This window comes from Comamonas sp. Z1 (genome assembly GCF_008121555.1).
Taxonomy (GTDB): Bacteria; Pseudomonadota; Gammaproteobacteria; order Burkholderiales; family Burkholderiaceae_C; genus Comamonas; species Comamonas thiooxydans.
In genome coordinates this window covers 66,331-78,694 of the sequence record NZ_VOQT01000019.1, presented here as the reverse complement: position 1 = coordinate 78,694, position 12,364 = coordinate 66,331, and the positions used below count along the sequence as shown (strand labels likewise).

At 53.9% G+C, this 12,364-nt stretch carries 13 protein-coding genes, 1 pseudogene and 1 other annotated feature; of the genes and pseudogenes, 9 read left to right on the top strand and 5 right to left on the bottom strand.

Translation table 11 applies throughout. The features are described from left to right. The 4 genes and pseudogenes from FSY45_RS23295 to FSY45_RS23275 form a co-directional block, all read left to right on the top strand. Window positions 1-98 (top strand): IS3 family transposase (locus FSY45_RS23295; RefSeq protein ID WP_148748431.1); only part of this gene is annotated, 98 nt, incomplete at its 5' end. Window positions 99-269: 171 nt separating this feature from the next. Continuing rightward, window positions 270-674 carry a DUF86 domain-containing protein gene (locus FSY45_RS23285; RefSeq protein WP_255443415.1) on the top strand — a complete coding sequence of 135 codons (405 nt, stop codon included), beginning with the start codon at window positions 270-272 and terminating at the stop codon, window positions 672-674. 155 nt (window positions 675-829) lie between these two features. After that, window positions 830-2,560 carry a methyl-accepting chemotaxis protein gene (locus tag FSY45_RS23280; protein WP_148748430.1) on the top strand — a complete coding sequence of 577 codons (1,731 nt, stop codon included), beginning with the start codon at window positions 830-832 and terminating at the stop codon, window positions 2,558-2,560. A gap of 27 nt (window positions 2,561-2,587) precedes the next feature. Next, window positions 2,588-2,737: pseudogene (locus FSY45_RS23275) on the top strand (chemotaxis protein CheW); the annotation flags it as partial. Between the two features lie 23 nt (window positions 2,738-2,760). Here FSY45_RS23275 and FSY45_RS23270 read toward each other — a convergent pair. The 4 genes from FSY45_RS23270 to FSY45_RS23255 all read right to left on the bottom strand — a co-directional run bounded on the left by FSY45_RS23270 (window position 2,761) and on the right by FSY45_RS23255 (window position 6,577). Further along, window positions 2,761-3,998 (bottom strand): IS3 family transposase gene (locus tag FSY45_RS23270; protein WP_148748429.1). Its coding sequence is split into 2 segments (ribosomal slippage): window positions 2,761-3,716 and window positions 3,716-3,998, totalling 1,239 coding nucleotides; the frame shifts between segments, so codons are not numbered across the junction. Then, window positions 3,601-3,717, bottom strand: a sequence feature (AL1L pseudoknot). (Overlaps the previous gene by 117 nt.) 46 nt (window positions 3,999-4,044) lie before the next feature. After that, entirely contained in the window at window positions 4,045-5,034 is a 990-nt protein-coding gene (locus FSY45_RS23265) for a YqaJ viral recombinase family protein (protein ID WP_148748428.1), read from the bottom strand. 160 nt (window positions 5,035-5,194) lie between these two features. Continuing rightward, window positions 5,195-6,178: a DUF932 domain-containing protein gene (locus tag FSY45_RS23260; RefSeq protein WP_148748427.1), complete on the bottom strand. Its 984-nt coding sequence runs from the start codon at window positions 6,176-6,178 to the stop codon at window positions 5,195-5,197. A gap of 72 nt (window positions 6,179-6,250) precedes the next feature. Beyond that, window positions 6,251-6,577, bottom strand: a complete 327-nt coding sequence (locus FSY45_RS23255) for a hypothetical protein (RefSeq protein ID WP_148748426.1) — start codon at window positions 6,575-6,577, stop codon at window positions 6,251-6,253. A gap of 472 nt (window positions 6,578-7,049) precedes the next feature. On the opposite strand from FSY45_RS23255, the gene FSY45_RS23250 reads away from it, so the two are divergent. From FSY45_RS23250 to FSY45_RS23240, 3 genes are all read left to right on the top strand, one after another. Beyond that, window positions 7,050-8,240 carry a site-specific integrase gene (locus tag FSY45_RS23250; RefSeq protein WP_046462248.1) on the top strand — a complete coding sequence of 397 codons (1,191 nt, stop codon included), beginning with the start codon at window positions 7,050-7,052 and terminating at the stop codon, window positions 8,238-8,240. An 81-nt stretch (window positions 8,241-8,321) separates the two neighbouring features. After that, the gene (locus FSY45_RS23245; RefSeq protein ID WP_003052268.1) at window positions 8,322-8,612 is read left to right on the top strand and encodes a nucleotidyltransferase family protein; all 291 of its coding nucleotides are present in this window, start codon (window positions 8,322-8,324) and stop codon (window positions 8,610-8,612) included. Further along, on the top strand, window positions 8,609-8,965 hold the full coding sequence (locus FSY45_RS23240; protein ID WP_148748425.1) for a DUF86 domain-containing protein: 357 nt from the start codon (window positions 8,609-8,611) through the stop codon (window positions 8,963-8,965). The genes FSY45_RS23245 and FSY45_RS23240 overlap by 4 nt, the downstream gene beginning before the upstream one ends. Window positions 8,966-9,182: 217 nt before the next feature. Here FSY45_RS23240 and FSY45_RS23235 read toward each other — a convergent pair whose 3' ends face one another. After that, window positions 9,183-10,061 (bottom strand): hypothetical protein, encoded by an 879-nt coding sequence (locus FSY45_RS23235; RefSeq protein ID WP_148748424.1) that lies wholly within the window; start codon window positions 10,059-10,061, stop codon window positions 9,183-9,185. A gap of 219 nt (window positions 10,062-10,280) precedes the next feature. Here FSY45_RS23235 and FSY45_RS23230 point away from each other — a divergent pair, with 219 nt between their 5' ends. Then, on the top strand, window positions 10,281-10,562 hold the full coding sequence (locus FSY45_RS23230; RefSeq protein ID WP_148748423.1) for an AlpA family transcriptional regulator: 282 nt from the start codon (window positions 10,281-10,283) through the stop codon (window positions 10,560-10,562). A 300-nt stretch (window positions 10,563-10,862) separates the two neighbouring features. Continuing rightward, window positions 10,863-12,197: a hypothetical protein gene (locus FSY45_RS23225; RefSeq protein WP_148748422.1), complete on the top strand. Its 1,335-nt coding sequence runs from the start codon at window positions 10,863-10,865 to the stop codon at window positions 12,195-12,197. The last annotated feature ends 167 nt before the right edge of the window (window positions 12,198-12,364 follow it).

The window sequence follows — 12,364 nt, the reverse complement described above, 5'->3', positions numbered from 1 at the left end:
ATACTTACATTCGTTGGTACAACGAAAAACGTATCAAGGTATCTCTGGGACGTTTAAGCCCTGTGGAATACCGGAACAAACTTGGCCTAGCCGCATAAAACCAGTCCAAGTTTTTATCCGCACCTCCACCGGGGGCTAGTGGGTCACTTCTGGGTGGAAATCAACACCTGTCGACTTGCTGAATCTACGCTCTGCCTCGACGGTTATGCAGTACCGGATTGTGACAACGGGCCAACGTCTGTGGGCCAGAGATGAGCAGGCAGCGCTCTATGAAACCTTCATCCTTAGCCAAAAGACAGCATTGGACGAGGCGCGCGCAGGCTTGCTGCAAGACATTCAAAAAACAGGGACCGTTTATGGTTGATGACGTACTCATTAACAAAGCAGCAACGATTGAGCGTTGCGTCCTGCGGGCTAAAGAGGAGTACGAAAAATCTCCATCTACATTTGCAGCCGATCACACCCGTCAAGATGCAGCGATCTTGAACGTCCAGCGGGCGTGTGAAGCAGCCCTGGACATGGGGCAGCACCTGATCCGGCGCGAGCGCCTAGGCATTCCTCAAAGTTCGAGGGATGTATTCACTTTGCTGGCTCAGGCACGTTGGATTGAAACGGCATCACTCTCGTCTGATAGACGCTTCTTCAACCAGGCCCTACATGCCGCAAGGCCGTGAGTTTTTCATTTTCATATGCGGCCGCAAAAAACCTCTTTTTCCCCATTTAGACCTTGTCGCATTTGCCGATAGTGAACAGGACGCTGCGTGTTGTTGGAGATGCGGCGCCGCATACCGTTGGCGTGACGACGGAGCCCTATTTATCCACGAATCACATGAACAAGAGTTTTGGCTTCGGTATCGCCAAGCGCCTGTACCTCGTCAGCGGGCTGATCACGGCTGCTCTGATCGCACTGGCGCTCTACGCGCATTTCAGTCTCAACGACGCGGCCGCTCAGGCCGAACACACCAAGACCAACCGGGTGCCGCAGCTGCAGGCCATGGCCGAATTGGAGCTCAATGTGACCCAGGTGTCGCTGCAGATCCGGCACTCCATCCTGGCGCGCAATCCCCAGGAACTCAACGACACGCTGAATTACATCGGCGACAAGCGCAAGCACATGGACGAGGTGCTGGCGGCCTTCGAGAAGCGCCTGTTTTCTCCGGAAGGCAAGGCGCATTTCGTCAAGGTCTCGCCCGCCATGGCCGCGTTCTGGAAAGACGGCGAGGCCAACATCGCCCTGATCAAGGAGGGCAAGAAGGACGAGGCCTTCGCCTACCTGGTGGACAAGACCATCCCGACCCGCAACGTACTGCTGAAGCTGTTCGCCGAAGAGCGTGACATTCATCAGGCGGGTCTGGAAGCGGACATCGCCGGCATTGAAAAAAGCACCCAAACCACCGCGCTGATGCTGACAGCCGTGGCGGTGGTGATTGCTGTGGCCCTGATGGCCTTTTCCTGGTTCGTCGCACAGCTGCTGCGCCGCCGGGTGCAGGTGACCCAGCAGGTGGCAGAGCGGGTGCGCGATGGCGATCTCACGGTCGCGGTGGTCGACAACGCCCGCGACGAATTCTCCCCACTGCTGACCGCCATGGGCGAGATGCAGGCCTCGCTCACACGCGTGGTCAGCAACGTCCGGCAAGGGGCGGACAGCGTGGCCACGGCCAGTGTGCAGATCGCGCAAGGCAACAGCGACCTGTCTTCGCGCACCGAGCAGCAGGCCTCGGCGCTGGAGGAAACTTCCGCGTCCATGGAAGAAATGGGCTCGACCGCTCAGCAGAACGCCGACAACGCGCGCCAGGCCAGTCAGCTCGCGTCCAGCGCCAGCGGCGTGGCCATCCAGGGCGGTGAAGTGGTCAACCAGGTGGTGCAGACCATGAAGGAGATCAACGAGAGTAGCCGCAAGATCAGCGACATCATCGGCGTGATCGACGGCATCGCCTTCCAGACCAACATCCTGGCGCTCAACGCGGCGGTGGAGGCTGCGCGCGCGGGCGAACAGGGCCGTGGCTTTGCCGTGGTGGCTGGCGAGGTGCGCAGCCTGGCTCAGCGCAGCGCCGAAGCGGCCAAGGAAATCAAGGGCCTGATCAATGCCAGCGTCGAACGCGTGGAGCAGGGCACGGCCCTGGTGGACCAGGCCGGCAGCACCATGCAGGAGATCGTGCAGTCGATCCAGCGCGTGACCGACATCGTGGGCGAGATCAGCAGCGCCAGCCAGGAGCAGAACGCCGGTGTGAACCAGGTCAGCGAAGCGGTCAGCAACATGGACCAGACCACACAGCAGAACGCGGCCCTGGTGGAAGAAAGCGCGGCGGCGGCATCGAGCCTGCAGCAGCAGGCCCAGCAACTGGTGCAGGCGGTGTCGGTGTTCAAGCTGTCCAGCGCCACGTCTTCCATGTCCACCCTGTCTCCGAGCCCCGCGCCCGTGGTCAAGCCGGCCCCCGTCGTGCGCCCGCCCGTGGCGAGCCCCGCCCGAAAGCCTGCCGCCCGGCCGCAAGCCCCGAAGCCAGTCGCGGTGGCGTCAACAGCTGCCGCAAGCGACGGGGACAGCTGGGAAAGCTTCTGAACCGCCTCCGAGGACCCGACCATGGACATGCACTCTCCCTCCACCGCTGCCGGCGATGCCCGCCACGTCGCAGGCCAGCAAGGCGCCCATGCCGAATTCCTGACCTTCCGCCTGGGTGCGGAGGAATACGGGATCGACATCCTGCGGGTGCAGGAGATCCGCTCCTTGAACCGCCCCGGGTTTCAAGGAGGCCGATTGGTTTAAGTTGACACCTCTATCGAGGTGTTGCTGACGGCGAGTTGCCTCCAGTAGTTTGCCTCAGCTTCTGCCGGAGGGATGCCCCCATTCGGCGTGAGCAGTCGGGCGTGGTTGAACCAGTGCACCCACTGCAGGGTGGCCAGTTCCACGGATTCCCTGGTCTTCCAGGGTCCCAGGCGGTGAATCAGCTCGGCCTTGTACAGCCCGTTGATGGTCTCGGCCAGCGCGTTGTCGTAGCTGTCACCCCGGCTGCCCACCGAAGGCCGTATGCCTGCCTGGTCCAAGCGTTCGGTGTAGCGGATGCTGACGTATTGACTGCCCCTGTCGGAATGGTGCGTCAAGGCATGGGCTGCAGGCTGGCGCTCGTACAAGGCCTGCTCCAGTGCATCCAGCACGAAGTCAGTCTGCATGCTGCGGCTGACCCGCCAGCCCACGATGCGCCGGGCATACACGTCCAAAACAAAGGCCACATACAGCCAGCCCTGCCAGGTGGAGACATAGGTGAAGTCCGACACCCATAGCCCATTGGGTCGGCTGGCATGGAAGTGCCGGTTGATGTGATCCAGCGGGCACGGCGCTGATGTGTCAGGCGTGGTGGTACGCACCGCCCTGCCACGGCGTGCCCCTTGCAAGCCCATGGCACGCATCAGTCGCTCCACAGTACAACGTGCCACCGGGATACCCTCGCGGTTCATCTGCAACCAGACCTTGTCGGCTCCGTAGACCTGCCAGTTGGCGTGCCACACGCGCTGGATGTCGGCCTTCAAACCCTCGTCACGCTGGGCGCGTTGACTGCGCAGTTGCGGGTTGCGTTGCCGGGCTGCGTGGCGCCAGTAACACGATGGGGCCATATGCAGCACCCGGCAGATGGGCTCGACCCCGTAGTCGTCACGGTGGCGGTCGATGTAGTTCTTCAAGACTTCAATCGGCGGTCGAGCTCCGCCTGCGCAAAAAAAGCGCTCGCAGCCTTGAGGATGTCATTGGCTCGGCGCAGTTCCTTGTTCTCTCGCTCCAGTTGCTTGAGCCGCTCACGTTCATCCGTGGTCAATCCTGGGCGTTGGCCTGCATCTATTTCTTTGCGCTGCACCCATCCATGCAAGGTGCTGACAGAGCAGCCAATCTTGGGGGCTATCGATTCACATGCGCCCCACAGCGATGCGTAATCCGCTTGGCATTCCTGCACCAAACGTACGGCACGTTCACGTACCTCAGGGCTAAAACGAGCAGCTTTAGTGTTCATGACTCAATCCTCTCAGGAGTTGAGCCTCCACGGAAGCCGGTGTGATTCAGGCCAGCGTGGGATGGTCCTGGACAAACTGGCTGGTGTTGAAGACCTGGCCATCCTTGCTGCGCTTCCAGGTCACAGCGCCGCCGCAGGCAAATACCGCCTTGCTGGCCTCGCCCATGTGCATCTGCAGGTGCTGACGCAAACGGGCTTCGCGCTTGTTGGCAGCGTCCAGCTCCAGTCGGGCTTGCACTAACTCCTCAAAGCAGGCGCTCAGACCCTCGTCGTCACTGAAATCCACCTGATCGCCGCTATCGACGGGGTAGAGGTAACGCAAGGCCTTCTCGCTGCTCTCGGAGCCATCGCCAGGCGGCGCTGTGCCGCTTTGGACCATCTCCCAAAACTCTTGCTCCAAGGCAATCAAACGGGCAATCAGCGCCTCATCCCGTTCAATCCTAAAAATCCGCAGCTCCTGACCCCCGATCAGCACAGCCACATCGGCCGCCCGATGCCCCGTGACTGCCAGCTGGTGCATCACCTGCAATTGCACATACTCCGGCACGCCATCGCGCCACAGGCGAGCGCCATGGATGCCTGCAGTTTTGCATTCCAGGATCTGCACATCGCCAGCGCCGACCACCTCACGGTCCACATTCGCCAGCATCCAGGCATGCTCCGGGTGCTGCAAGACCGCATTCACACGGCGCACCTTGTTGCCAGTGCGCTTGGTGTAATGCGCCGCCACAATGGGCTCCAGCAACGTGCCCCAGAACATGGGGCTGGTGTCATCCAGAGGGTCGATGGCTGGCAAGAGATCGCCCTTGCCCGTCTTGAGCATCCACAGCTCCAGCTGCGACTGGTAAGGGTTCAGCCCCACGGCTGCGGCAGCATCGGAGCTGCCAATACCGGTGCGGCGCACCTCCAGCCAATCATCACGCGCCATGTCCTTGGTAGACACCAGGCGCAGTGCAGCCCCTTTGCGGGGCGAGCGGGCAGGGGAGACAGGCGCTGCTGCACCATGCCCCGAAGGGCTGACCAAGTGCAAAGACATACAAAACTCCTTGGCCCGCAAGGATGCGGGCATAAAAAAGCCGCCTTAGAAGGCGGCTTGTGGGGGTGACAAAAGAGACGCAAATAAAAGCGCAAACAAGGTGAGAGGAAGACGGTACAAGCTGTCCAAAGGCCGCCAACACGCATGCAGGCCAACACGCTCAGGCCACCAGTTGCAAGGCATGGTCCAAGGCCCGCTGCTTGATCACAGCCCCCTGGCCGAACCAGGCACTGTCCAGGCGGTTGTCCTGGCTGCGGGCTTGTTTCTCGTGGTCCACGAACTCTGTGACGGCGCACAGCAAGCCCCAGGCCGTGTCCTTGGCGGCATGCATCTCGGCCCCACGGCCATGGCCCTCATAGAGCATCTGCACCTTCTTGAGTGCCCGCTCATTGGTCAGGCCCACCGACAAATCGGTGTGGCTGTCCGCATTGCAGATCACCTTCAGGAAATAGTTCATCGCCTCATGGGTCTTGACCTTGCGCTCAGCCAGCGTCTTCATGCGGTACATGAAGCTATCCCACTGACCCACGGCCACGCCCAACTGGCGCTTGACCGCTTGGGCATCGAACGTTGTGCTGTGCGGCACTTTGACTGCGCCCACACCATCACGCAGCGCAATCGTCAGTGTGTTGTTGCACACCACCCGCACGGTCGTGGGCATCGCCACCGTGGCCAGCGTCCCATCGCAGGACGTCGCCAGCAGCAAATAGCCGTTGACCACATCCTTGCCCTTGAGAGCGGCAGATTTGCCTGTGCGGGCCAGTGCCCAGAACTTGCGACCGGCTTTGAGCACCCCGGCTGTCTCCAGCTCGTAGCCGGCCACTTCGGTCAGGTCCCGATAGAACTCCAGCACCTCTCGGGGCTGCACCACCTGGTAGCGACTGCCTACCACCGACAGAGGCGCTTGCGTATCGCTGCGATACAGCACCTTTTGCTCGGGGAACTCCTTGGGTTCGGCATACAGACCTGAAAGACCGGACTCCGCATCAGAGGCGAGATAACGCACCGGCGTTTCTTGAATGCGCCAATCCATGCCGGCAGCCTGGGCCCAGACATCGATGCTTTGCTTGGCGGGCAGTGCGTGGCCCAGTTCATGCCAAGGGGTTTGACCAGCGTAGGCCATGGTTTCAACGAGATGTGCCATGAGAAATCCTTTAAAAACAAATGCGTCTTATTCAATAAGCGGTGTAAAAAAACACCACCCAATAGAGAGAGGTCACAGGTAGATAAAGCTGCGCTTGCAACTCCTGCAAAAGCGGTTGCCCAGCAGCATGCGATCGAGCTGCGCGCCCGCTTTGGTGCCGATTTCGCAGCCCAGGGCACTGGCGCTCATTGCGGTCAGGACCGCGCTGGCAATGCCTGTGAGTGCAATACCTGGCAAGGCAATGCTGCCGCTTTGCAGCACTTGCAAGGCTTTGAGCGAGGCTTTGAAGGCGCCGGCAGCGCCCACAGCGATGCCGATGGCACCAAAGATTTTGAGGCCCGTGGCCCGAGGGACCACGTCGCGGCTTTGGCAGTAGGGGCAGAAAGGGGGGAAGTCCATCAATAGCTCCAGACGAGGGTGTAGATGCAAAAAAGCCCGAGCGGTGGCTCAGGCCAGCATGGCTGGTAACAGGCCTAGTAGGTAGGCCAAGCTAGTGATATGTGGCTGAAAAAAAATAGAGTTCAGCTGCTGCGGGTATCTCAGTACTGTCCGAAGCAGTCCGATCTGGTTCGGTTCAATCAGAAATCTAATGGTAGATTGGATGGTAGATATATCGAGATTGAAAACAAAAAAGCCCCTGAAAACAGGGGCTTATGAGTATTCTTGGCGGAGGCTGTGGCAGTCGAACTGATGTTTCATTTCGCATCATAAAATATCAAAATTCAAAGTTTTCTCGATAAAAAACAATGGGTTATGATTTTGTTTGTCTCAGGTTGACTCATTGTGCATCGCACAATATTCTGTTTTTTCCGTATACGATTCCGTATAACGAGAGCAAAATGGGCCTCCAGTTTCCGTCGAACTTAAACGTATGGTGAAAGCGAATAAATTGACGCAGTTGCAAGCCAGCCGAATCAAGGAAGCTGGCATGCATGGCGATGGTGCCGGGCTGTGGCTGAAGGTCACGGAAGGTGGCTCTAAATCCTGGATCTTGCGCTACACGATGGCGGGGCGAGAGCGTTGGACGGGGCTTGGGCCATACCCCGATGTTTCACTTGCAGAAGCACGTGACAAAGCCATGGCATGGCGCAAGCAGGTGCGTGAGGGCGTTGACCCGATGAAGGTCAAGCAAGATGCCTTGGCTACTGCGCGCGCGGAGCAAGCTAAAAGGGTCACGTTCGCCTGGTGTGCAGCGCAGTACATCGAGTCGCATCGTGCTGGTTGGAAAAATGCCAAGCATGCAGAGCAGTGGGTCAGTACGTTGGCCATGTATGCCGAGCCTGTGATAGGTAAGATGGATGTGGCCCTGGTGGAGACCGAGCATGTGATGCGCGTGCTTGAGCCTATTTGGAACAGCAAGCCGGAAACGGCTTCTCGTTTGCGGGGGCGCATTGAATCCATCCTTGGCTGGGCCAGTGCCCGCCGCCTGCGTAGTGGCGACAACCCCGCGCGTTGGAAAGGGCACCTTGACTCTCTGTTTCCTGCTCGCACCAAGGTCTCTCGGACGCGCCACTTTGCGGCACTTCCGTGGAAGGACATGCAGTCGTTCATGACTTCGCTGGAGGCGCAGGCTGGGGTGGGAGCATTGGCGTTGCGCTTCACCATCCTGACAGCCGCTCGCTCCGGTGAGGTGCGCGGCATGGTATGGGACGAAGTGGACTTGTCAGCCCGTCTGTGGGTTGTCCCCGCTGAACGCATGAAGGCGGGGCGCGAACACCGGATTCCATTGTCAGATGCTGCCGTGGCCTTGTTGCGTCAGCAGGAGCAAGCACTCCTGGCTGGCACGAATGTCGTTTTCCCCAGCGTGCGGGACCATAAGCCTCTTTCGGATATGACGCTCACGGCAGTGCTTCGCCGAATGCAGCGCAATGATTTGACGGTGCACGGCTTTCGCTCGACCTTCCGCGACTGGGCTGCCGAAGCGACGGATTACCCTCAGGAAATGGCCGAGATGGCGCTGGCACACGTGGTCAGCAATAAGGTGGAGGCTGCTTACCGGCGAGGTGACATGTTGGAGAAGCGTCGTGAGATGATGCAGAAATGGGCCGAGTTCATTCTTTAGCGCTAAGGCTTTGGAAGTGATCGCCAGCCTTTTCTTCCCTCTTGCGCATTGCGCATAATTGAGTAGAGCAAGGAGCTTCCCATGCGACCATCACAAGCACTTGAAATTAGGCGTAGCGATATACGCGCAGCAGTGGGCCGTTATCGCACTGAAAACCCGCGTGTATTTGGCTCCGTCGTGCATGGAACCGATCAAGAAGGCAGCGACTTGGATTTGATCGTTGATGCTCTTCCGGGTGCCACTCTCTTTGATCTGGGGGGCTTGCAGGATGAATTGGAGAGCATCCTTGGTATTCAGGTCGATTTGCTGACCCCCTACGATTTACCCGCCAAATTCCGCGATCAAGTCCTTTTGGAGGCCCGGCCTGTATGAATATGAACAGGTTGCCTGATTACATTGATCATATGCAGCAGGCGGCTGCAGATGCATGTGGATTTGTTGTGGGCATGACCCGAGACGAATTTGAGGCAGACAAGAGGACGCAGCAAGCGGTCATCATGAGCCTCATCATTCTTGGCGAAGCAGCCACCAAGGTCATGGATGGTTATGGTGATTTTGCAGCAGCGAATCCTAATGTTCCTTGGAGAGCTATGCGCGGGATGCGCAATCGCATCGCCCATGGATATTTCGATATCAATCTAGATGTGGTCTGGGATACCGTACAAACAGCGTTGCCTGAATTAAAGAAACAACTAATCGCAGTTGGAAAAAATCCTGATTTATGATTTTTTATGTGAGTTGAAGATAATTTTCAGTACTACTCTTCAGAAAAAAGGGGCACAAAATGTGTCCCTTTTTTGTTTGTAAGTTATTTAAATTTTCAGTCTGAAGGCTAAGTTTGTCGGCTGAAAATTCTTGTAAATTGTAATCGCTACAGCTGGAGAAAAGAGGTGTATTTTTGAGAATATAGCCATGAAATGATTGACTTGAGTGATTGTGAAATTAAATCTCATGTATTGGTTTTAATTGTGTTAAGTGTTTTGTTTTTCTGAGTTTGATGATTTGAATCTGAGCAGAAGATAGATTTAATTTCTTTCGAGTCAAGTTAACGAACTTAGGGGAGGCTTGACAGTATGAGCTGAAAGCGATATCTAAAGAATATTTTTCAACTAATATATTGTATAGATCTTCTCTTTTTCCATGAAATAAATGTTTTACTTTCCCGTCTCCATGATATGGGAGAAGATTTTTTATTTGTATATTCAAGGCGGCCTTTTTCATCATTTCTTTTAGTTTCATGAAAGCTGGCTTTCCAATATTGCAATATGGGTCTTTTGTCTTTTTTGTCTTTTTTGCCTTTTTTGCGACTATTCCTTTGATCTCCTCAAGGTGCCACTCGGAAGTTTTTAAAATTTGAGGAATCTTCTTATAACCTGTCTGTACTAAGAAGAGATCAAAAGGGATGGTTTCCGATTTGCCTTTGCTTATTCTTGGTGAATAAATCAATTGTAGGTTTTTACCCTCATTATTGCGCCACTTTGAGTAATCCTCTACAACACTATCAATATTGATTTGGTATTGGTTGTGAAGACTCAGTGCGATTCTCATCCAAAAAATAATCGGCAAACTCATTTCTAATGAAATGTGCGCTATGGTATTGGATAGAAATCCTACGATTCTTTCAGTCGCTTCTGCTAGACAAGTATCGACTTCGTCAGGTGGCTGGTTAAAATTTTCAGTAACTCTATTTTTTTTAATCTCATGAAGAATATGCTTTATAAGCTGATCGTCATGGATGGGTATTTCAGTTTTAATGACGATTAATCGAATGAATTCTTCAAGTGACCAGTGATGAATATCATGCTGAAAGATTTTTGTCATGGTTTTATTAGATGAATATTTTTATCTTGTTGAGCAATGAAGATCGGTACCTAACACTGTACCTAACAGATAGCCTAACACATACCTAACTATCGTACCTCACACCTAACAGTTCAACAAAGCAAGCATCTGCCACGTCTGCAAATTTTCTAAATCTGTAAAGCCTGGTAGCTGGGCGACTGCATCCTGCATGTCGTCCGTAGCACTAGGAGCTTTGCTATGGCATATCGCCAAAAAACTATCCTTGCTACAGGCGCTGACTGCGCAGCTGCCTCAACCAAGATTGCCCGTCCACGCCTTGATCCTTTGCAGGACTTCGATCAGCTTCCCAACGTGGCGCATGTTCGCGTAGATGTAGTGCAAGCGTTGTTTGCGTGCTCACGCGCAACCGTGTGGCGCCACGTGAAATCCGGTCATATACCGGCTCCTGTGAAGATCTCAACGCGCATAACCGGCTGGCAAGTGGGCGCGTTGCGCAAGCATCTGATGGCGATGAATTGAGAGGGAGTGATGAAAGTGCTATTCGGATGCGCTTTCATCGTATGTGACGTGAATGTGTAACTTCAAAAGTTACGTCTCTCTTAAATTGAATGAACTAACGCTGTAAATCACTTTGTAGCTAGGCAAAAAGTTGATTTTTGACGTGTAGTGGGACTAACAACCACTGAATGCTTTCCTAGTAATAGTCATTACATCACTACTGCCTAGCCAAGCAACAACTACTCAACAAGCCTTGCACAAGCTTGATCGTCATGTAGTCAAGGCTTACGTAATAAGCACTAATTTTAGAAAGTATTAGAAATGACAGATACCACAATTGTTCGCATAGGTGTGCCCAAGAACATTCAAGGCCAGGATCTTCCATATAAGAAGAAAGAGGATACTGAGCCAACTGGTGAAATTAAATCGCGTAGTGCTACTAGCTGTGTACCTGCGCCATTTAATTTTAAATGTGGGACGGCTAAATACTGGATAACTCCACTTTGCAAATATATAGATGGAAAGCTAATTGTTATTGCTTATGAGCTGAGTGTCAGTATTCCTGGTGCTGTTTGTGGGCTTAATGCGCTTTTGCAAAACAATGTGCATGCCACATCATTATTGGCTTTGTACTTTTTTCAATACTGGTTAATGGATTGCGGAGTACCTACAGAAACAGTGAAGAAGTTTTCTCTGAAAAACTGTGAGTTGCAAGAGCTTCACTTGACTTACCTCGCCTACAGTGAAAGTAAGCATAAGGCAAACAGCCGTATTGTTGATATTTCTCAGCGTGGTTTAACATTGTTCTCAGGAGATGTGATTAAAAAGAACAAGCGTAAGCCAGCTGTTGATTTTCGTAACTCGGATTGGAATTGCTACGTGACAATCAGTAAAAGTAGCAATTTTGATATTGCAGCTTATGTGAAGTCATGGGTTACACCAAAGTCGTTTTGTGGCTTACCAACCGCTGTTGCAGAGGACCTCTTTAAAATCAGCAAAAACTACGTGCGCTTTGAAGTGAAGCTGAAGAAGCCTTGGTTCAAAGAAACAGTCACTGTTGTTGATGTAGATGGTAGGACGGTTAAAAAGAAGCAGCCTTCCAAGTGGGCTTCGCCTTTGAGCTGGAAAGGTAAAGCTGGCCTGGAAATGTATGAGAAAGTCTTTGAAGAAGCTCGTGACTTTTTGCGATTGAACGAGAAGCTCAATAAGCGTCGACACCGCCCGGATTTCATGAAGACCCTGAGTGATGAGTACCGCTCAATTCTTGAGAAGCATTACGCGGGTACGCTTTTTGATAAATTGCCCTTCAAAAGCACGGACAAAAAGCAGCGTAGCAAGGTAAAACGTGTCATTCAAAAGTTGTGTGGTGTTGATTTGCACATCCCTTGGGAGGAGCAAAAGGAACTGGTGCAGTTGGCGTGGTTGGTGTACCCAGGCATGTTCAAGCTTGATGCTGTCCCAGAGGCGTTGAAAGACTACGCTTTTGCTGGTTCAACGATCAAAAAGAAGCTGGAAGAGATGAAAGAGAAGCTGCGTGCTTTGGCCAAGCGCAATGATTCGCATAGTCATACATCGAATTTGAATCGCGCCCCTGTACGTTATGCGTCAGATATGACGGATGCTGAGCTTGCGAGTGACTTGATGGAGAATATTTGATAGACACTGAAAGGGGCGTTATGCCCCTTTTTTGTTTTTTGACTGTTGAGACGTGGGGTTACAAGTAGACCTCTGCAGGGCACTGACTTCAAGTTTGGTGTGCCTTGACCTTTATTTTTATTGCGTCAAAAGATTGACGCAATGTATAGTATTGCGTCATAATTCGC

Excerpts from the sequence above, each read along its gene's own strand:
- FSY45_RS23285 (WP_255443415.1), top strand. The coding sequence starts at position 270 with ATGAAACCTTCATCCTTAGCCAAAAGACAGCATTGGACGAGGCGCGCG.
- FSY45_RS23280 (WP_148748430.1), top strand. The coding sequence starts at position 830 with ATGAACAAGAGTTTTGGCTTCGGTATCGCCAAGCGCCTGTACCTCGTC.
- FSY45_RS23265 (WP_148748428.1), bottom strand. The coding sequence starts at position 5,034 with ATGTCTTTGCACTTGGTCAGCCCTTCGGGGCATGGTGCAGCAGCGCCT.
- FSY45_RS23260 (WP_148748427.1), bottom strand. The coding sequence starts at position 6,178 with ATGGCACATCTCGTTGAAACCATGGCCTACGCTGGTCAAACCCCTTGG.
- FSY45_RS23255 (WP_148748426.1), bottom strand. The coding sequence starts at position 6,577 with ATGGACTTCCCCCCTTTCTGCCCCTACTGCCAAAGCCGCGACGTGGTC.
- FSY45_RS23250 (WP_046462248.1), top strand. The coding sequence starts at position 7,050 with ATGGTGAAAGCGAATAAATTGACGCAGTTGCAAGCCAGCCGAATCAAG.
- FSY45_RS23245 (WP_003052268.1), top strand. The coding sequence starts at position 8,322 with ATGCGACCATCACAAGCACTTGAAATTAGGCGTAGCGATATACGCGCA.
- FSY45_RS23240 (WP_148748425.1), top strand. The coding sequence starts at position 8,609 with ATGAATATGAACAGGTTGCCTGATTACATTGATCATATGCAGCAGGCG.
- FSY45_RS23235 (WP_148748424.1), bottom strand. The coding sequence starts at position 10,061 with ATGACAAAAATCTTTCAGCATGATATTCATCACTGGTCACTTGAAGAA.
- FSY45_RS23230 (WP_148748423.1), top strand. The coding sequence starts at position 10,281 with ATGGCATATCGCCAAAAAACTATCCTTGCTACAGGCGCTGACTGCGCA.
- FSY45_RS23225 (WP_148748422.1), top strand. The coding sequence starts at position 10,863 with ATGACAGATACCACAATTGTTCGCATAGGTGTGCCCAAGAACATTCAA.